Origin of the sequence: Arthrobacter sulfonylureivorans (assembly GCF_047607445.1) — a bacterium.
GTDB lineage: Bacteria > Actinomycetota > Actinomycetes > Actinomycetales > Micrococcaceae > Crystallibacter > Crystallibacter sulfonylureivorans_A.
Genome location: NZ_JBLKRT010000013.1, coordinates 83,678 through 103,385, shown reverse-complemented (window position 1 = coordinate 103,385; position 19,708 = coordinate 83,678). Strand labels below are relative to the sequence as shown.

The following is a 19,708-nucleotide window of genomic DNA, read 5'->3' as shown; positions in this document are numbered from 1 at the left end:
AGGCCCGCAGCCCCCGGTGATCGACCAAGGGCCGCCAGGCCCGGCCGCGGTGATCGACCAAGGGCCGCCAGGCCCGGCCGCGGTGATCGACCAAGGGCCGCCAGGCCCGCAGCCCCCGGTGATCGACCAAGGGCCGCCAGGCCCGCGTGGAGATCAGGGACCAAACGCACTAGACCAAGGAGGACACAGTGATCAACAAGGTAGTAGCAACCGCCGCGGAGGCGGTGGCGGACATCCCCGACGGTGCCTCGCTGGCGGTGGGCGGCTTCGGTCTGTGCGGCATTCCGGTGGCCCTGATCCAGGCACTGCACGACGCCGGCACCACGGACCTGGAGACCATCAGCAACAACTGTGGCGTGGACGACTGGGGACTCGGCGTGCTGCTGGCGGACGGCCGGATCCGGCGCACCATCAGCTCCTACGTGGGCGAGAACAAGGAATTCGCCCGGCAGTTCCTGGCCGGCGAGCTGGAAGTGGAGCTGACTCCGCAGGGCACGCTGGCGGAGAAGCTGCGGGCCGGCGGTGCCGGGATCCCGGCCTTTTACACTGCCGCCGGGGTCGGCACCCAGATCAGCGAGGGCGGCCTGCCGCGCATGTACGACGCCGATGGGTCGGTGGCCGTGGCCTCGGAACCGAAGGAGGTCCGCAGCTTCGGCGGCGCCGACTACGTGCTGGAGGAATCGCTGCGTCCGGACTTCGGGCTGGTCCACGCAGCCAAGGGCGACCGGCTGGGCAACCTGGTCTTCCATGCCACGGCCATGAACTTCAACCCGCTGTGCGCGATGGCCGGGAAGATCACCATCGCCGAGGTGGAGGAACTCGTGGAACCCGGAGAACTGGATCCGCAGCAGATCCACACGCCGGGCATCTTCGTCCAGCGCGTGGTGCTGGCCCCGGATGTGGAGAAACGGATCGAAAAACGCACGGTGCAGCTAACTGGCCAAGCCACCGGCGGAGCCGGGAAGTAGAAGGAGCACGCCATGGCACTAACGCGCAACGAACTGGCCGCACGCGTGGCCCAGGAGCTGGAAAACGGGCAGTACGTCAACCTCGGCATTGGGATGCCCACGCTGATCCCGAACTACATACCCGACGGCGTGGAAGTCATCCTGCATTCGGAAAACGGCATTCTGGGCGTCGGGCCCTATCCCACCGAGGACAAGCTCGATCCGGACCTGATCAATGCCGGCAAGGAAACCGTGACGCTCAACCGCGGAGCGGCGATCTTCGATTCGGCCGCATCGTTCGGCATGGTCCGCGGCGGGCACGTGGATGTGGCCGTCCTCGGGGCCATGCAGGTGGCGCAGAACGGGGACCTGGCCAACTGGATGATCCCGGGCAAGATGGTCAAGGGCATGGGCGGAGCGATGGACCTGGTCTTCGGCGCCAAGCAGCTGATCGTGATGATGGAGCACGTGGATAAGAGCGGGAACCCGAAGATCCTCACCGAATGCACACTCCCGCTTACCGGCAAGGCCTGCGTCGACCAGATCATCACCGACCTTGCCGTCATCGACGTCACGGAGCAGGGCCTGGTGCTCCGCGAGACGGCCCCGGGTGTGGAGGTCCAGGACGTGGTGGCCGCCACCGGCGCCGAGCTCCGGACCGATCAGTTCCAGGCGCGTGCCCGGTGAATACCGACGCAGGGGCAGCGGCGACGTCTTCCGAAGCGGCCGGTGCGCAGAAAGTCATCGTCCAGCGCGGACTGTATTTCGAAGAGATCGAGCCGGATGTCATCTATGCCCACCGGCCGGGCCGGACTGTCACAGAGGCGGACAACGTGCTGTTCACCACCGCCACCATGAACAACCAGGCACTGCATCTGGACGCGGCCTGGGCGGCCGAGCAGCCGTTCGGGCAGCGGCTGATGAACTCCATGTTCACCCTCGCCACCGTGGTGGGCCAGTCGGTCGGCCAGCTGACCCAGTCCACGATTGTGGCGCAGCTGGGCCTCACGGACGTGACCTTCCCGCACCCGCTCTATCATGGCGACACGCTGTACACGGAGACGGTGGTCACCGATAAACGGCTCTCCAGGTCCCGGCCCGGCACCGGCGTGGTGACCATGCACCACACCGGCCGGAACCAGCACGGCGACGTGGTGGCCACCGTGACCCGCAGCTGCCTGATGTGGACCGAGGACGGGCACGCTGCCGCGATTGCGGGCTCTGAAACCAGCGACGCGGAACTCTGGGACGGCCGGCCCGAAGGCGGGCACCGGTGACCGGGTTCGAGATGGGCCCGGCCATCCTGTTCTGTCCGGCAGACCGGCCGGACCGCTACGCGAAGGCCGCCGCCCGGGCCGACGCGGTGATCCTCGACCTGGAGGACGCGGTGGCCCCGGCGGAGCGCGCCGCGGCCCGGGAAGCAGTCATCGGCCACCCGCTGGACCCGGAACGCACCATCGTCCGGGTCAACCCGGTCGGGACCGCGGACCACGCGCTGGACATGGAGGCCGTCGGCCGGTCCGGCTACCGCAGCATCATGGTGGCCAAGGCGGAGGATCCGTCGGCGGTGAAGCGACTGGGGGAGTATTCGGTGGTGGCCCTCTGCGAGACAGCGCTCGGCGTGCTGCATGCTGCAGGGCTGGCCGCGTGCGCGAACGTCACGGCGCTGATGTGGGGCGCCGAGGACCTGGTCGTCTCGCTGGGCGGCAGCTCCAGCCGGTTCGCGTCCGGGACGTACCGGGACGTCGCCCGGCAGGCGCGCTCGCAGGTGATCCTGGCGGCCGGCGCCCACGGCAAGGCCGCGATCGACTCCGTCTACATCGACATAGCGGACCTGGACGGGCTGGCGGCAGAAGCCGAGGATGCGGCAGCATCGGGTTTTGCCGCCAAGGCCATCATCCATCCGAGCCAGGCCGACGTCGTCAGAAGTGCCTACCGTCCCGGCCAGGCGGAAGCGGACTACGCGGCCGCCCTCCTGGCTGCCGCCGCCAACGAACCCGGGGCTTTCCGGTTCCGCGGCAAGATGATCGACGGGCCGCTGCTCAAGCACGCGGAGCTGACCCTGCGGCGGGCCAACATTCCGTCCTAGCCGTTCCGTCCTAGCCGGCGGTCAGGAGATAGAACTTCTCCGGCCGGCCGGCGGTGCCGTACCGCGGCGTGATCCTGGCCTCGCCGCGCGACACCAGGTACTCCAGATAGCGCCTGGCACTCACCCGTGCCAGCCCCAGCCGGCCGGCGACTTCGGAGGCCGACGAGGCAGCCCCGGTGGCGTTCAGGTCTGCGATGACCGCCTCCAGAGTGGGCAGGGACAGGCCCTTGGGCAGCGGGACCTGTGCCCGGGAACCCGGGACGGCGGCCAGCGGCGCCCCGGTCCGGTGGCGGCCCCCGGCGGCAGCTGCCGGCCGTGGCGGACCGGCGGTCGGCTCGGCCGGATGGCCGGATGCCTGTCCACTGCTGCCTGCATCCGCGGCCTCCCGGGCAGACATCCCGGCGGCGTTACGCGCGGGTGCCAGCAACCGGTCGATGCCGTCCTGGTCCAGCACGGCAGCTTGTCCGCTGCCGCTGATGTGCCGCCTGTGCTCCACATAAGCGTCCAGCCGCTCCATCAGCACTCGGGCGGTGAACGGTTTGACCAAATAGTGGAGTACCCCGCCCGCCATCGCCGCCCGCACCGTGTCCAGTTCGCGGGCGGCGGTGATGGCGATGACGTCGACCGGTTCGCCCGGCAGGTTCCGGACCGCCCGCAGTACCTCGATGCCGCTCAGATCCGGCAAATGGATGTCCAGCAACACCAGTTCCGGGCGGAGGGACGCAACCATGGCCAGCCCGTCCGCCCCGGTGTAAGCGGTGCCCACGGCGTCAAAGGATCCATGGGCCAGCAGGAAGCCGGTGTGCACGCCGGCGACTTCCTTGTCATCGTCAACGACGACGGTGCGGATCTGGTTCATGGGACCGGGATTCCTTGCGGGCGGGCGATCGACGGGGTCGGCGAGAAGCTTACCGTGAACTCGGCGCCGCCGGAGGCCGACGCCGTTACCCGGGCCGAACCGCCGCGCCGGGCAGCCACCCGGCTGACCAGGGCCAAGCCGAAGCCGCGGCTGCCTGGCAGCGCCGCCTCCTTGCTGGAGAAGCCCGGTTCGAAGATCCGCTCACGTTCCTCCGGCGGGATGCCGGGGCCGTCGTCGGCGACAGTGATGGTGCAACCATCCGCCTCCTCGGTAATGGACACGGCAATCGTTCCGTGCGGTCCCACGGCCTCCATGGCGTTGTCCACCAGGTTGCCCAATACCGTCACCGGATCGGTGGTGCCGTCCGGTGCCAGCACGGATGCCGGATCAATCACTAACCGGATGCCCTTTTCGTCGCAAATGGTGGTCTTGGCCATCAGCAGGCTGGCGGCATCCGGATCGGTGATTCCCGGAGCCAGTTCGCCAGCCACCACAGAACCCCCATGCCCGGACCGGGAGATGAAATCCACAGCTTGCTGTGTGCGGCCGAGTTCCAGCAAACCGGAGATCACATGCATCTTGTTGGAAAATTCGTGCGCCTGCGCGCGCAGCGCCTGGGTGACGTCCCGTGCACCGTCAAGATCCTGCAGCAGTTGGTGCAATTCCGTCCGGTCGCGCAGGATGAGCACACTGCCCACCCGGCGGGAGTCAACCGTGGCGGCGTTGGCCCGGGCCAGCAGCACGCGCTCGCCGGCAAGCACGGTCTCGTCAGCCCCGCCGTTGGCCGCCAGCATGGCTGCCAGCCCCGGCTCCAGAATCGAAGTGGCCGGTCGGCCGAGCGCCGCATCGGAGACATCCAGCAGGCGTTTCGCCTCGTCGTTGAGCAGGGCGATACGCCCGCGGTCGTCGACGGCGACGACGCCCTCGCCGATGCCGTGAAGCATGGCATCGCGGGTTTCGAGCAGCGCGGCGATCTCTTCGGGCTCTAGCTGGTAGATCCGCCGCCAGACCAAACGCGAGATGTAGATGGCGCCGGCCGAGCCCACCAAGGCCGCCGCGATGAGCCACGCCAGCAGGACGGGCAGGTCGTCGTTAAGGTCCTCGCGCAGGGTGGACTCCAGCGTTCCCACCGAGGCGGTGCCAATCACCGTGGCGCCCGAGCGGTCGTAGATCGGTACCTTCACCCGCCATGATTCACCCAGCGTCCCGGTCTGCCGGCCAATGTACGTCTCTCCGGACAGCGGGATCGACGGATCGGTGGAAACCATCTGCCCGATCAACGAGTGGTTCGGATGCGAGTAGCGGATGCCGCGGTGGTCAGTGACCACCACATACGTGACTCCGGTCGACTGGGCGATCAGCTCGGCGATGGGCTGGATGGTTTGGCTGGGGCTGGCATCGTCGAAGGCCTCCACGATGGACGGCAGCTGGGCGACCGAACGGGCCACGCCGACCATCCGACCTTCATAAGCATCGCGGATCTGCTGTTCCTGCATGGAGATGGCGACTGAACCTGCCACCAGCACGACGACGAGCAGGATGAACAGCTGCAGCACGAACAGCTGGGCGCGCAGCGACAGGGAACGGAACACCCCGCCATCTTCGCATGCTGTTAGCTGAGCCACAGCCGCCTGTGGCGGTGACCACAATGACCAATACGGCCACAATGACCGCATTCTTCCGGCCCGCCGGACTGCTCTCTACGCTGGGGCGACGGCGTGGTGATGCCCATCACGCTGGTTGGAGGAGGAAAAACCTAGATGAAGCTCGACCGAACGATGAGACGCCGCTCGGCCCTGGTGGCCGCCGCGGCAGCATCCGCCTTGGTATTGGCCGCCTGCGGCTCCACCGGCTCCACCAGTGCCGGCAACGGCTCCGAAGAGGCCGGCATCGACAAGCTCAACATCATTGTCCCGGCGGACCCGGGCGGCGGCTGGGACCAAACCGGCCGTTCCATGCAGAAAGACCTGCAGGAAAACGACCTGGTCTCCAGCGCCTCGGTGGTCAACATCGGCGGCGCCGGCGGCACCAACGGCCTGGCAAAACTGGCCACCGAAAAGGACCCGAACACCCTGATGGTGATGGGCTACGTGATGGTCGGCGCCGTGGAGACCAACAAGGCCGCAAACCGGATCGAAGACACCACACCGATCGCCCGGCTCACCGAAGAGCCGCTCGTCGTCGTGGTGCCCGCCGATTCGCCCTACCAGACCATCGATGACCTGCTCGCCGACGTCAAGGCCAAGGGCAAGGGTGTCTCCATCACCGGCGGCTCCGCCGGAGGCGCCGACCATATTCTGGCCGGCATGATGCTCAAGGAAGCCGGCATCGGTGCCGACAGCCTGAACTACATCCCGTACTCCGGCGGCGGCGAATCCCTGGCAGCGCTGCTGGGCAACAAGGTTTCCGCCGGCATTTCCGGCGTGGGCGAGTACGCCGAGCAGGTCAAGGCCGGCAAGCTGCGCGCCCTGGCCGTTTCCGGCCCGGAAGCCGCCCCGCAGCTGCCCGAAGTCAAGCCGTTGAAGGAACAGGGCCTGGACCTGGTGCTGACCAACTGGCGCGGCGTCGTGGCTCCCGGGTCCATCGACGATGCGCAGGCCGAGAAGCTCACCGCGCTGGTGACCGAACTGCACGGCACCGACGCCTGGCAGGAAACCCTGACCACCAACAACTGGGCAGACGCCTTCCTGGCCGGCGAGGAGTTCTCGAGCTTCCTGACCGAGGACATCGAGACGGTCACCGCAACCCTGACGGATATCGGTCTGCTGAAGTAACCATGGGTTCTTCCACTACTGGAGCGGTCCGGGGCGGCAGCGATGCCGCCCCGGCCAAGCCGCTCGGAGAAATCATCTTCGCGGCAGTCATCCTGAGCATCGGGATCGTCGGCTTCGTGGCCGGGGCAGGGATCCAGACGCCCGACTCGGCCAGCGACATTGGTCCGCGGGCGCTTCCCTACATCGTCTCCGGCCTGCTGGTGATCGTCGGCGCCGGCCTGATCGTGCAGCTGCTGCGCGGCAAGACCGGCGAGGCGGATGAGGGCGAAGACATCGACCCCGATGTCCGGACCGACTGGCTGACCGTGGCCAAGATGGCGGGCACCGTCGTCGTGCATATTTTCCTGATTATTCCGCTGGGCTGGCCGGTTGCCGCAGCGGTGCTGTTCTTCGGCGCCGCGTGGGCGCTGGGCGCCAAGCCGTTGTGGCGGGCCGCTGTTGTCGGCGTGGTCATGGCGCTGGTGCTGCAGTTCGCTTTCGGCGGGCTGCTCGGCGTCTCGCTGCCCGCCGGCGTGCTCGAAGGGGTGCCGTTCCTGAATGGATAATTTCTACGCCCTCCTGGAGGGCTTTTCCGTGGCGATGCAGCCGATCTACCTGCTCTACGCCCTGGGCGGCGTGCTGGTCGGCACCGCAGTCGGTGTGCTGCCGGGCATCGGCCCGGCCATGACCGTTGCCCTGCTGATGCCCATCACGTACAGCCTGGAACCGACGGCGGCGATCATCGTCTTCGCGGGCATCTACTACGGCGGCATGTACGGCGGGTCCACCACCTCGATCCTGCTCAACACGCCGGGCGAATCCGCGTCGATTGTCACGGCGCTGGAAGGCAACCGGATGGCGAAAGCCGGCCGGGGAGCCGCGGCGCTGGCGACGGCGGCGATCGGCTCGTTCATTGCCGGCACCATTGCCACGGTGCTGCTGAGCTTTGTGGCACCCTATGTGGCCGCATTTGCCGTGCAGATCGGTCCGGTGGAGTACGTGGCCCTGATGGTGGTGGCGTTCCTGACCGTGGGCGCGCTGCTGGGCGCCTCCGTGTTGCGCGGTCTGGCGTCGCTCGGCCTGGGCTTGTTCCTGGCGTTCATGGGCGTGGACCTGATGACAGGGCAGCAGCGCTACACGTTTGGCAGCCCGTTCCTGGCGGACGGCATCGACGTGGTGCTGGTCGCCGTCGGCCTGTTTGCTCTGGGCGAGGCGCTGTACGTGGCCTCCCGGTTGCGGCATGGCCCGGTCAAGGTCATCCCGGTGACCGGCGGCTGGACGTCCTGGATGAAGAAAGAGGACTGGAGACGGTCCTGGAAGCCCTGGCTGCGCGGAACCTTTATTGGCTTCCCGATCGGCACCATGCCGGCCGGCGGCGCCGACGTGGCCACCTTCCTGTCCTACGCGGCGGAGAAGAAACTGGCCAAGGGCACGCACAAGAAGCAGTTCGGCCGCGGCGCCATCGAAGGCGTGGCCGGGCCGGAATCGGCCAACAACGCGGCTGCGGCCGGTGTGCTGGTGCCGCTGCTGACGCTGGGCATTCCGACGACGGCGACGGCGGCGATGATGCTGGTGGCATTCCAGCGCTACAACATCCAGCCGGGACCGCTGTTGTTCGAAGTTGAAGGTGCCCTGGTCTGGGCGCTGATTGCCAGCCTGTACGTGGGCAACCTGATGCTGCTGGTGTTGAACCTGCCGCTGGTGGGCATCTGGGTGAAGATCCTGCAGATCCCGCGTCCGTACCTCTACGCCGGCATCTTGGTCTTCGCCGCCTTGGGCGCGTTCTCGGTGAACTTCACCCCGGTGGACGTGTTCGTGCTGCTGGTCATTGGCGTGCTCGGGTTCTTCATGCGCCGCTACGGCTATCCGATCGCTCCGCTGGTGGTCGGCATGATCCTGGGGCCGATTTTCGAGAGCCAACTGCGGCGTTCGCTGGCCATCTCCCAGGGCGACCCGATGGCCTTGGTGTCCACGCCGATCGCGGCCGGGATCTACATCTCTCTGGTCGTCATCTTCGTGCTGTCCTTCTGGATGAAGAAGCGCCAGCGCCTGATGGAATCGGCAACGCTCGACGACGAGAGCCCGCGGGGCAAGGAGGTCAGCGCATGAGCACAATCGTGGTGGGGTATGTCCCCAACGCTCTTGGCGATGCGGCCCTGGCGGCCGCCATCGACGAGGCCGGACGCCGGGCTGCCAAGCTGCTGGTGGTCAACGCCACCAGGGCCGACCGCTTGGTGGATCCCGGCTACGCAGACGCCGCGGACGTCACCCGGCTGGAAGCCGTGCTGCACGGGGCAGGAGTCGGTTTCAGCATCCGGCACGGAATTTCGGACGGACTGCCGGCCGAGGAAGTGCTGGACGCCGCCGAAGAGTCCGGAGCGGAGCTGATTGTCATCGGAGTACGCAACCGCACGCCGGTGGGCAAGCTGCTGCTGGGCTCGACGGCGTAGACGATCCTGCTGTCCGCACCGTGCAACGTGCTGGCGGTGAGGCAGCCTTAACCGAGGCGCGGCACGCGGCCGCCGGGGGTTCCGGGGCGACCACACCTGCTTCGGCGGGACCTGCGGACGGCCCGGTCCCGGTGCCGGTGGCTGGTTGGGCTTGGGTCGGCCATGAGGTCAGGGGTTGTCGTCGAGGTGACCTGTTGTGGAGGGTCATCTGGCCACGAGGACAGGGGATAGCTCCGAGCGCACCCCCTGTAGCCGGTGATCTCGACGTCAAGGGGTAATCTCGGCTGCGGCGCTCAGGCTAGGTGGCCCCGGCGGACGGCCCGGTCCCGGTGCCGGTGGCTGGTTGGGCTTGGGGCGGCCTTGAGGTCAGGGGTTGTCGTCGAGATGACCTGTTATGGAGGGTCATCTGGCCACGAGGACAGGGGATAGCTCCGAGCGCACCCCCTGTATCCGGTGATCTCGAAGCCAAGGGGTAATCTCGGCTGCGGCGCTCAGGCTGAGTGGTCCCTGCGCCGCGTCTCCAGCCGCGAACCCATCCCCAGGGGCGATCGGCTCCGCATTCCTAGCCGCCGGGTACCCATCCGAAGGGGCGATCTCGACGCGCGGCCCTCGAAACCCCGGCGAGGCCGTCCGGGTGGCCGGTGACGGAGCAGCGGTGCTGGATAATTGACCGCATGGAGTTCCGCGATCCGCCCCACGCCGCCCCGCCATCCGCCCGCCGCAAGGTGGTGCTGCTGGGTTCCACGGGCTCGATTGGCACGCAGGGCATCGATGTGGTGGACGCGGCGCCGGAACGCTTCGAGGTCACGGCGCTCGCCGCCGGCGGCAACCTGGAGCTGGCCGCCCGGCAGGCGGTCCACACCCGGGCGCAGGCCGTCGGTGCTGCAGCGGGCTCGGTGGATGACCTGGCGACTGCGGTCAAGGCAGCAGCGGCGGATGCCGGAGTATCCGGCTACGCTCCGGAACTGTTTGCCGGCCCCGACGCCGCGGCGAGCATCGCCGCCTGGCCGGACGCCGACGTCGTGCTCAATGGCATTACCGGGTCCATCGGTCTGGCACCGACGCTGGCGGCGCTAGGAGCCGGGCACGTGCTGGCCCTGGCGAACAAGGAGTCCCTGATTGCCGGCGGTCCGCTGGTCAAAGAGGCCGCGCGGCCGGGGCAGATTGTCCCGGTGGACTCGGAGCATTCCGCGCTTGCCCAAGCGCTGCGCTCGGGCACCGCCGGCGAGGTGGACCGGCTGATCGTGACCGCTTCCGGCGGCCCGTTCCGAGGCTTCAGCAAGGAGCAGTTGCGCGGTGTCACCCCTGCGCAGGCGCTGGCCCACCCCACCTGGGACATGGGACGGATGGTGACCACCAACTCGGCGACCATGGTCAATAAGGCGCTGGAAGTCATCGAAGCGCACCTGCTCTTCGACGTCGCGCTGGACAAGATCGATGTGGTGGTTCACCCGCAGTCGGTGGTGCACTCCATGGTGCAGTTCACCGACGGGTCCACCATTGCGCAGGCCTCGCCGCCGGACATGCGCCTGCCGATCGCGCTTGGTCTGGGCTGGCCGGAACGCGTGGCGGGGGCGGCGCAGCCGTGCGACTGGAGCCAGGCCACCAGCTGGACCTTCGAGCCGCTGGACGAGGAAGTGTTCGGTGCCGTGCGGCTGGCCAAACAGGCGGCGGCCCGCGGCGGCACCTGCATGGCCGTCTACAACGCGGCCAATGAAGAGGCCGTGGACGCTTTCCACGAGGGCCGGATCCGTTTCGACCAGATCGTGGAGACGGTGGCGGCAGTCGTGGAAGAGCATGCGCCCTCCGGCGAACCGACCGTGGCCACGGTGCTGGCCGCAGAAGATTGGGCACGCTCGCGGGCCCACGAACGTTTGGCTATGTTGTGACCATTCTGCTTTTCCTCTTCGGCGTGCTCTTCGTGGCCGTCGGCATCGCCGTGTCCATCGCCCTGCATGAAGTGGGCCATCTGCTGCCCGCGAAGCTGTTCAAGGTGCGGGTGACCCAGTACATGGTGGGTTTCGGCAAGACCCTCTTCTCCCGACGGCGGGGCGAGACCGAATACGGGGTCAAGGCCATCCCGCTGGGGGGCTACGTCTCGATGATCGGCATGTACCCGCCGGCGAAGGACGGCCACGACGGCGATGGCGCTGTCCGCCGGTCCAGCACCGGCATGTTCCAGCAACTGGCCAACGACGCCCGGCAGGCGGAAGCGGAGCGGCTGCAGCCCGGCGACGAGACCAGGATGTTCTACCGACTCCCGGTCTACAAACGCGTCATCATCATGCTGGGCGGCCCGTTCGTGAACCTGGTCATCGGCACGGTGCTGATCGGCATTGTGCTGGTGGGCTTCGGTACCGCACAGGCCACCACCACCATTTCGTCAGTCAATAAATGCGTGGTCCCGGCGTCGCAAGCCGCGGAGACCGGGCAGACAGATTGCCTGCCCAGCGACCCCGAAGCCCCGGCCACCGCTGCCGGTATCCGGCCGGGCGACACCGTCACCGCCTTTGACGGCAAGCCGGTCACCGACTGGTCACAGCTGACCGCGTGGATCCGGGAGGCCGCGGGGGAGAAGACGCCGATCACGCTGCTTCGCGATGGCCAGGAAATCCAGACGAGCATCACCCCGATCCTCACCGAACGCCCGGTGTACGACGACGCCGGACAACCGCTGCTGGACGGCGAGGGCAAGCCGGTCACGGAACAAGCCGGGTTCGTCGGCATGGGTGCCGCCACGGCGCTGGTGCCCCGACCAGCCACCGAAGTGCTGCCGGCGGTGGGGGAGAACCTGCAGGCGATCACCGGCGTCGTGCTGCATCTTCCGCAGCGGTTGGCCGACGTGGCCGAAGCCGCATTCAGCGATGCTCCGCGCGACCCGAACGGGCCAATGAGCGTGGTAGGCGTAGGCCGGATTGCCGGCGAAATCAGCGCGATGGACGAGATCCCCTTAGAGGCCCGGGCCGCCACGCTGATCGGGCTGGTGGGATCGGTCAATCTGGCCCTGTTCGTGTTCAACCTGATCCCGCTGCTGCCACTGGACGGCGGGCACGTGGCCGGGGCGCTGTGGGAGGCCATACGGCGCACCGCCGCCAAGTTGTTCCGCCGGCCGGACCCGGGACCGGTAGACATCGCCAAGCTGCTGCCGCTGACCTACGTGGTGGCGGTGGTGCTGATGGGCATGGGCGCGCTGCTGATCTATGCGGACATCGTTAAACCGGTCAACATTTTCGGTTGACGCCTTCGCGGCCACCATCGGGCCGCCTGCCTGGCCCGGCGGGGCACGGGTCTTCTGACTGCCCTGGGGCTGGATCTCGATGCGGCCGCAAGCGGCCTTACTCGACCACCGGGGTGGCTGGCTGGCAGCCAATTCGTGAGGGCGGGGTAGATCGGTCAGGGCGGGGTCCATGGAGGCCGCCCTCACCGATTTACCCCGCCCTCGCTGGCTGCCGCGGCGAACAACGACGGCGATTGCCGCCCGCGTCAGCGTGGCACGCCGTCACAGGGCTGGGGTAGCCGCACTGCCGTGGTTAGACTGGCCCGAACCGGCGAAGGGAGCCAGCCGCCGTGAGTGCAGCACCGCGGAGAGACCGTACCGAACCGAGCCACCGGACCGTCATCCGGCAGGCAGGAGCGCACCGCCGAACAAGGGTTGGAACGGGCATCGCCGTAGCTGTGGCAGCGGCCCTGGCCATCGCCGGCTGCACCGCCCCGGGCGGAGCGCAAGGCCCCGGCTCGCCGGCCGTTTCCAGCGCTGCGACCCCGGACCGCGTGCAGTTGAATGACGCCGCCGCCGGTCCCCAAGTCCTTTCCGGTTCCGATGCGGAAGCCTCGCTGGCCGCCAGCCAGGCGTTGTTCGCGTCCAGTCCGGTGGCGTTCGTAGCAGCGGCCGATGACGCCAAGGCAATAGCGGCAGCAGAAGCGGAGTCGGTGCCGCTGGGCGTGCCGCTGCTGCTGGCAGGTGACGGCCTCAACAGCGAACTGGAGCGGCTCGGCGTGCGGCAAGTCAAGGCCTTTGGACAGCCGCCAACGGAGCCCGGCGCCAGCCCCACCAGCGCGCCGGATGCAGCGTCCGTCAGTGCACCGCCAAGCGGTAAAGCAGCCTCCGGGGAAGCGTCCGCGGCCGGCGCAGCATCTACTGCCGCTCCGGAGGAAGCTTCCGCCTCCGCGGCTTCCGCCTCCGCGGCCGCCGCTTCCACCTCCGCCTCCAGCGCTGCCGGAGCCGCTACCGGTTCGGACGGCGGCATCGCCGGGTGGGCCGCCCTGCTGCCGCGTGTGGGGGTCCTCCCGTCGGACGGACAACTCGATCTGCCCGAAGGTGCGGCGGAGCCGGCGGCGGTCTCGGTCTTGATCGATCGGAACGGGGAGCAGGACTATCCAGCAACGCTGGCTGTAGCCGAGGCGGCCGGCGCGCGTGTCTTCCACGACCCGAAAGCGGATCCACGCCAGAGCAGCGCGACCATCGAATTCCTCCGTGCCGAGCCGGAGCGCCGGGTGCTCGGCATCGGAAAGGCGTTCGGCAACAATGACACATTCGGCCGCCGGGTGCAGGCGGCACTGGAGGTGCCCGAGCTGCCTGGCGGCGGTCAGTTGGCCTTCCCGTCGCGCAGGATGGTGGCGCTGTACGGGCACCCGGCGGGGCCCGCGCTGGGCGCGCTCGGTGAACAGGGCATCAAGAAGTCCATCCAGCGCGCCAAGAAACTGGCCAAGCGCTACCAGCCCCACAGCAAGGAACCGGTGATCCCGGCGTTCGAAATCATCGCCACCATCGCTTCGTCGTCGGCCGGGAAAGACCGCGACTATTCGGCGGAGACGGATGTGGACGAACTGCGCCCCTGGGTCGATGCCGCCGGCGAAGCAGGCGTCTACGTGGTGCTGGACCTGCAGCCCGGGCGGTCCGACTTCCTGGCCCAGGCCAAGATGTACGCGGACCTGCTAAAGGAGCCGCATGTGGGACTGGCGCTGGATCCGGAGTGGCGGCTGGGCAAGGGCGAGCGGCACATGGAGCAGATCGGGTCGGTCAGCGCCGCCGAAATCAACAAGGTCAGCGACTGGCTGGCAAACCTGACCCGGAAGCACTCGCTGCCGCAGAAGGTGCTGATCCTGCATCAGTTCCAGTACCAGATGATCACGGACCGCCAGAAGCTGAAGACCACGCACCCGGAGCTGGCCATGGTGCTGCACGCCGACGGCCATGGAAGTCCCGGCCAGAAGATGGAGACGTGGCGAGCGCTCCGCCACGACCTGCCGAAGAACATCCGGATGGGGTGGAAGAACTTCTACGACGAGGACACTCCGACGTTCAGCCCCGAGCGCACCTACACCGAAGTGAAGCCGGTGCCCTGGTTCGTTTCCTACCAGTAACGTCCGCCATCCGGGGCCGGGTAAGGTGAAGGCCATGAGTGTTTTCGCCGTTGAATACGTCTATGCCCCCGATTCTGAAGCCGGCCGGGACGAACACCGCCCGGCCCACCGCGCCTGGCTGGGAAGCTTCGTGGACCAGGGCCGCCTGCTCGCCTCGGGACCCTATGCGGACGGCACCGGCGCGCTGCTGATCTTCACAGCGGAGAGCGAAAACAGCCTGTTGGACGAACTGAAGCAGGATCCCTTCAACGTCCACAACTTTGTCTCAGCACTGAAAACCACCGAATGGGCACCCGTCACCGGGGCATTCGCCGACTACGCATGATCCACACCACTCCCGCAGCACGTGCCATGGCCGTGCCGGCAGGGGGATAATGAAATCTGTTCAGCAACTGCCGACCGGCACATGGAGGACGTCTTGACCTCGGTCAATCTTGGAATGCCAGCTTCACCACCGCCTGTCCTGGCGCCCCGCCGGAAGACCCGGCAGATCAAGGTCGGTTCGGTCGGTGTTGGTTCGGAATCGCCGATCAGCGTGCAGTCGATGACCACCACGCCGACCACGGACATCAACGCCACCCTGCAGCAGATCGCCGAACTGACGGCGTCCGGCTGCGACATCGTCCGGGTGGCATGCCCCAGCGCGGATGACGCCGAGGCCCTGCCGATCATCGCGAAGAAGTCCCAGATCCCGGTGATCGCGGACATCCACTTCCAGCCCAAGTACGTCTTCGCCGCCATCGACGCCGGCTGCGCCGCGGTCCGGGTGAATCCGGGAAACATCCGCAAGTTTGATGACCAGGTCAAGGAAATCGCCGCCGCCGCCAAAGACGCCGGAACCTCCATCCGGATCGGCGTCAACGCCGGCTCGCTGGATCCGCGGCTGATGGAGAAGTACGGCAAGGCCACCCCGGAAGCCCTGGTCGAATCCGCCGTCTGGGAAGCCTCGCTGTTCGAAGAACACGACTTCCACGATTTCAAGATCTCGGTCAAGCACAACGACCCGGTGGTCATGGTCCGCGCCTACGAGCTGCTGGCCGAACGCGGCGACTGGCCGCTGCACCTGGGCGTCACCGAGGCCGGCCCCGCGTTCCAGGGGACCATCAAGTCCGCCACTGCTTTCGGCGCGCTGCTCTCGCAGGGCATCGGCGACACCATCCGCGTGTCGCTCTCGGCCCCGCCGGCTGAGGAAATCAAGGTGGGCCTGCAGATCCTGCAGTCGCTGAACCTGCGCGAGCGCAAACTCGAAATCGTCTCCTGCCCGTCCTGCGGCCGCGCCCAGGTGGATGTGTACAAGCTGGCCGACGAAGTCACCGCCGGTCTTGAGGGTATGGAAGTGCCGCTGCGGGTCGCCGTCATGGGGTGCGTGGTCAACGGACCAGGTGAAGCCCGCGAAGCCGACCTGGGCGTAGCTTCCGGAAACGGAAAAGGCCAGATTTTCGTGAAGGGCCAGGTCATCAAGACTGTTCCGGAAGACCAGATTGTTGAGACACTCATTGAAGAAGCAATGAGGATTGCCGAGGAAATGGGTGACTCCGATGGCGAAAATGCTGTCAAGGGTAGCCCCGTGGTTAACGTCAGCTAGCCGAGAGGCAGCGGGTACGGCCGACGCCGTACCCGCCAATCCGCATGCCGGAATCCGGCCGCTGGAACATGCGGACACCGAGGCGCTCTGGGAACTGGTCGGCACCGATCCGGTCGCCAACGTTTTCCTGGCCGCCCACCTCGAATCCGCCGGCAGCGCCGGCCCCACCCCTTCCGGTGCCCAGATTTTGGGACTGTACGACGACGGCGCCCTCACCGGCGCCTGTTGGGCCGGGGTCAACGCGGTCCCGGTCGCGCTGGACGCCGAACAAGGCGCCCGGCTGGGGGCCCACCTGGCCGCCGGCAATCGCCGGATGTCCTCGATTTTCGGCCCCGCAGAAGGCGTGCTGGGCATCTGGTCGTCGTTCCGGCACGCGCACCCACGGGCCTTTGACGTGCGGCCCAACCAGCCGCTCATGGAGCTGCGCGGCACCCCGGAGGTAGCCGCCGACCCGCAGGTTCGGTATTCCACCGAGGACGACTATGACGTGCTGGTGCCCGCCTGCGTGGCGATGTTCGAAGAAGAAGTCGGATACTCGCCGTTGGCCGGAGGCGGCCAGCACTACCGGCAGCGCGTGGCAACCCTGATCCGCAAGGGCCACTCGCTCATCCGGCGGGACAGCCACGGGCAGGTCGTGTTCAAGGCCGAGCTGGGCAACGTCAGTGCCCAGGCCGTGCAGATCCAAGGCGTGTGGGTGAACCCGGCCTACCGCGGGCAGGGCCTCGCCGCCGGCTGCATGGCCGCCGTCGTCGAACTGTCGCGGAAGTTTGCCCCGGTCGCCAGCCTTTACGTCAACGACTACAACCACCGGGCGATGGCTGCCTATACGTCGGTCGGTTTCTCCCAGGTCGGCACCTTCGCCACCGTGTTGTTCTAGCCGCACCGTTATCCCGGCCGGTGGCCCCCGGCGCTGCTGCGGGGTCCGCGCTGACAAATTGCGGTACGCCGCCGCTGGTCGCAAGCATGCGCGCCGAGCCAGTAGATTAGAAGGCAGTTGTTTTCGCGGGCCGGTGCTGGCCCAAGCCTTGAGAAACGGATTCTTGCAGTGGTTCTTCGCCTGTCCAGCTTGTTCCTGCGCACCCTGCGCGATGACCCGGTAGACGCCGAAGTGGCCAGCCACAAGCTGCTGGTGCGCGCCGGGTACATCCGCCGCGCCGCCCCCGGCATCTACTCCTGGTTGCCGCTGGGGCTGAAAGTGCTGGCCAAGGTGGAGGCGGTCGTCCGCGAGGAGATGAGCGCGATCGGTGCCCAGGAAGTGCACTTCCCGGCGTTGCTGCCGCGTGAACCGTACGAGGCGACCAACCGCTGGACCGAATACGGCGAGGGGCTGTTCCGGCTGCAGGACCGCAAGGGTGCGGACTACCTGCTGGCACCCACGCACGAGGAAATGTTCACCCTGCTGGTCAAGGACCTGTACTCCTCGTACAAGGACCTGCCCGTCACCCTGTACCAAATCCAGAACAAGTACCGGGACGAGGCCCGCCCGCGCGCCGGGCTGCTGCGCGGCCGCGAATTCATCATGAAGGATTCCTATTCCTTTGATATTGACGACGAGGGCCTGGACATCAGCTACGACGCGCACCGCCGCGCCTACCTGCGGATCTTCGAGCGGCTCGGCCTGGAAGTGGTGACGGTCAAGGCAACCTCCGGCGCCATGGGCGGATCCAAGAGCGAGGAGTTCCTGCATCCCACCGTGGTCGGTGAGGACACATTCGTCCGTTCTCCGGGCGGCTACGCTGCGAACGTCGAGGCCGTCACCACCGTGGCGCCGGAACCTATCGACTACGTGGACGCGCCAGCTGCCGAGGTGAAGGACACTCCGGACACGCCGACCATCGAGACCCTGGTGGCTGCGGCCAACCAGTTGGCACCGCGCACGGACGCGGAATGGACTGCGGCCGATACGTTGAAGAACGTCGTCTTGGCGGTCAAACTGCCCACCGGCGAGCGGATCGTCGTGGTCATTGGGGTGCCCGGCGACCGCGCCGTCGATCTCAAGCGCGTCGAGGCGAACATCGGCGCCTTCCTGCCGATCGGCGGCGAGGTCGAGGTCGAGGCCGCCACAGAGGACGACCTGAAGCGGCACCCCGGCTTGGTCAAGGGATACATCGGGCCCGGCGAAAGCCTGGACGCCGCGGTGCTGGGAACCGAGTCCGCCACCGGTCTGCTGTATCTGGTGGATCCCCGGGTGGTGCCGGGCTCGCGCTGGATCACCGGCGCGAACCTGGACGGCAAGCACGTGTTCGGGCTGGTGGCCGGCCGCGACTTCCAGTGGGACGGCATCATCGAGTCCGTCGAGGTCCGTGAAGGTGATCCGGCGCCCGACGGTTCCGGTCCGCTGGAGGCGGCCCGCGGTATCGAAATGGGCCACATCTTCCAGCTCGGCCGCAAGTACGCCGAAGCGCTGGGACTGCAGGTCCTGGACCGCAACGGCAAACTCGCTACCGTCACGATGGGGTCCTACGGCGTCGGGGTCACCCGCGCGGTGGCGGCCCTGGCCGAGGCGAACCACGACGACAAGGGCCTGGTGTGGCCCCGCAATGTGGCCCCGGCCCACGTGCATATTGTCGCCACCGGCAAGGGCGAGGAGATCTTCGAGGCGGCCAACAAGCTGGCCGAGGAGCTGTCCGGCGCCGGCATCGAGGTCATCTACGACGACCGGCCCAAGGTCTCCCCGGGCGTGAAGTTCTCCGATGCCGAACTGATCGGTGTGCCCACCATCGTGGTGGTTGGCCGGGGATTGGCCGACGGCGTCGTCGAAATCAAGGACAGGTCCACCGGCCAGGCCGAAAACGTGCCGGTGGGCATGGCGGCCGCGCACTTGGCTGCCCTCGCCGGGAAGTGATTTCCGGACTCGAAGAACTGCAGCTGGCCACCCTCGCCCTCGTGGTGGTGGGTGGCTTTGCTGCGGGCTGGGTGGACGCTGTGGTGGGCGGCGGCGGCCTGATCCAACTGCCGGTCCTGCTCCTGGTTCCCGGGATCAGCCCGGTCCAGGCGCTGGCCACCAACAAGATGGGGTCGATTTTCGGCACCACCACCAGCGCAGTGACCTATTACCGCCGGGCGCATCCGGATCTGAAAACCGCCCTGCCGATGGCAGGCGTAGCGCTGGCCGGCAGTTTCGGCGGAGCCATTGTGGCCACCGTGCTGCCGGCCGAGGTCTTCAAACCGATCATCGTGGTGGCGCTGATCGCGGTGGCCGTGTTCACCGCGCTGCGGCCAACGGCCGGTACCTTGACGCGGCTGCGGTACCAGGGCGTCCGGCACCTGGGCGCCGCGGCGGGAATCGGTCTGGTCATCGGTTTTTATGACGGACTGATCGGGCCCGGCACCGGCTCGTTCCTGATCATCGCGATGGTGGCACTGCTGGGATACAACTTCCTGGCTTCCAGTGCCAAGGCCAAGATCGTCAACATGGCGACCAACCTGGGCGCCTTGGCCTTCTTCCTGCCGAGCGGCGCGCTGCTGTGGGGACTCGGGCTGGTGCTCGGCCTGGTCAACATGGCCGGGGGGTACGTCGGCGCGCGGATGGCCGTCACGCAGGGCAGCAAATTCATCCGGGTGGTCTTCTTGTTCGTCGTCGCCGCGTTGATTCTTAAGCTGGGCTATGACGTGCTGCAGGAGAACGTGCTCGGCCGTTGAGCAGTGCCGGCCCTAGGCT

At 67.6% G+C, this 19,708-nt stretch carries 18 protein-coding genes; 16 read left to right on the top strand and 2 right to left on the bottom strand.

Translation table 11 applies throughout. The annotated features are described in order from the left end of the window. The first annotated feature begins 188 nt into the window (after positions 1-188). From ACMX2H_RS08505 to ACMX2H_RS08490, 4 genes are read left to right on the top strand one after another with little or no spacing between them, the layout of a single operon-like run. Positions 189-968: a CoA transferase subunit A gene (locus ACMX2H_RS08505; protein WP_414960079.1), complete on the top strand. Its 780-nt coding sequence runs from the start codon at positions 189-191 to the stop codon at positions 966-968. A gap of 12 nt (positions 969-980) precedes the next feature. Further along, on the top strand, positions 981-1,634 hold the full coding sequence (locus ACMX2H_RS08500) for a CoA transferase subunit B (RefSeq protein WP_414960078.1): 654 nt from the start codon (positions 981-983) through the stop codon (positions 1,632-1,634). Next, positions 1,631-2,224 (top strand): MaoC family dehydratase, encoded by a 594-nt coding sequence (locus ACMX2H_RS08495; RefSeq protein WP_414960077.1) that lies wholly within the window; start codon positions 1,631-1,633, stop codon positions 2,222-2,224. Before ACMX2H_RS08500 ends, ACMX2H_RS08495 begins: the two co-directional genes overlap by 4 nt. Then, positions 2,221-3,036 (top strand): HpcH/HpaI aldolase/citrate lyase family protein, encoded by an 816-nt coding sequence (locus tag ACMX2H_RS08490; protein ID WP_414960076.1) that lies wholly within the window; start codon positions 2,221-2,223, stop codon positions 3,034-3,036. The genes ACMX2H_RS08495 and ACMX2H_RS08490 overlap by 4 nt, the downstream gene beginning before the upstream one ends. Positions 3,037-3,046: 10 nt before the next feature. Here the strand turns inward: ACMX2H_RS08490 and ACMX2H_RS08485 are convergent, their stop codons facing one another. Next, positions 3,047-3,895 (bottom strand): response regulator, encoded by an 849-nt coding sequence (locus tag ACMX2H_RS08485; protein WP_414960075.1) that lies wholly within the window; start codon positions 3,893-3,895, stop codon positions 3,047-3,049. Beyond that, positions 3,892-5,487, bottom strand: coding sequence for an ATP-binding protein (locus tag ACMX2H_RS08480; protein WP_414960074.1), 1,596 nt, complete (start codon positions 5,485-5,487; stop codon positions 3,892-3,894). The genes ACMX2H_RS08485 and ACMX2H_RS08480 overlap by 4 nt, the downstream gene beginning before the upstream one ends. 168 nt (positions 5,488-5,655) lie before the next feature. Here ACMX2H_RS08480 and ACMX2H_RS08475 point away from each other — a divergent pair, with 168 nt between their 5' ends. From ACMX2H_RS08475 to ACMX2H_RS08420, 12 genes are all read left to right on the top strand, one after another. Beyond that, complete coding sequence (locus ACMX2H_RS08475; protein ID WP_414960073.1) at positions 5,656-6,669, top strand: Bug family tripartite tricarboxylate transporter substrate binding protein; 1,014 nt, start codon at positions 5,656-5,658, stop codon at positions 6,667-6,669. A 2-nt stretch (positions 6,670-6,671) separates the two neighbouring features. Then, positions 6,672-7,214 (top strand): tripartite tricarboxylate transporter TctB family protein, encoded by a 543-nt coding sequence (locus ACMX2H_RS08470; RefSeq protein WP_414960072.1) that lies wholly within the window; start codon positions 6,672-6,674, stop codon positions 7,212-7,214. Beyond that, a complete protein-coding gene (locus tag ACMX2H_RS08465; RefSeq protein ID WP_414960071.1) occupies positions 7,207-8,757 on the top strand; it encodes a tripartite tricarboxylate transporter permease in 1,551 nt (516 codons plus the stop codon). The genes ACMX2H_RS08470 and ACMX2H_RS08465 overlap by 8 nt, the downstream gene beginning before the upstream one ends. Continuing rightward, positions 8,754-9,098, top strand: coding sequence for a universal stress protein (locus ACMX2H_RS08460; protein WP_414960070.1), 345 nt, complete (start codon positions 8,754-8,756; stop codon positions 9,096-9,098). Before ACMX2H_RS08465 ends, ACMX2H_RS08460 begins: the two co-directional genes overlap by 4 nt. Before the next feature lie 674 nt (positions 9,099-9,772). Further along, positions 9,773-10,987, top strand: a complete 1,215-nt coding sequence (dxr, locus tag ACMX2H_RS08455) for a 1-deoxy-D-xylulose-5-phosphate reductoisomerase (RefSeq protein WP_414960069.1) — start codon at positions 9,773-9,775, stop codon at positions 10,985-10,987. Next, a complete protein-coding gene (locus ACMX2H_RS08450) occupies positions 10,984-12,336 on the top strand; it encodes a M50 family metallopeptidase (RefSeq protein WP_414960068.1) in 1,353 nt (450 codons plus the stop codon). Before dxr ends, ACMX2H_RS08450 begins: the two co-directional genes overlap by 4 nt. Before the next feature lie 329 nt (positions 12,337-12,665). After that, positions 12,666-14,462 (top strand): hypothetical protein, encoded by a 1,797-nt coding sequence (locus ACMX2H_RS08445; RefSeq protein WP_414960067.1) that lies wholly within the window; start codon positions 12,666-12,668, stop codon positions 14,460-14,462. A 34-nt stretch (positions 14,463-14,496) separates the two neighbouring features. After that, on the top strand, positions 14,497-14,787 hold the full coding sequence (locus tag ACMX2H_RS08440; RefSeq protein ID WP_414960066.1) for a YciI family protein: 291 nt from the start codon (positions 14,497-14,499) through the stop codon (positions 14,785-14,787). Positions 14,788-14,880: 93 nt separating this feature from the next. Then, on the top strand, positions 14,881-16,047 hold the full coding sequence (gene ispG, locus ACMX2H_RS08435; protein WP_414960065.1) for a flavodoxin-dependent (E)-4-hydroxy-3-methylbut-2-enyl-diphosphate synthase: 1,167 nt from the start codon (positions 14,881-14,883) through the stop codon (positions 16,045-16,047). Beyond that, positions 16,001-16,924: a GNAT family N-acetyltransferase gene (locus tag ACMX2H_RS08430; protein WP_414960064.1), complete on the top strand. Its 924-nt coding sequence runs from the start codon at positions 16,001-16,003 to the stop codon at positions 16,922-16,924. Before ispG ends, ACMX2H_RS08430 begins: the two co-directional genes overlap by 47 nt. Before the next feature lie 168 nt (positions 16,925-17,092). Beyond that, positions 17,093-18,892: a proline--tRNA ligase gene (locus ACMX2H_RS08425; protein WP_414960063.1), complete on the top strand. Its 1,800-nt coding sequence runs from the start codon at positions 17,093-17,095 to the stop codon at positions 18,890-18,892. After that, positions 18,889-19,689, top strand: a complete 801-nt coding sequence (locus ACMX2H_RS08420; protein ID WP_136784129.1) for a sulfite exporter TauE/SafE family protein — start codon at positions 18,889-18,891, stop codon at positions 19,687-19,689. The genes ACMX2H_RS08425 and ACMX2H_RS08420 overlap by 4 nt, the downstream gene beginning before the upstream one ends. Positions 19,690-19,708 lie beyond the last annotated feature (19 nt).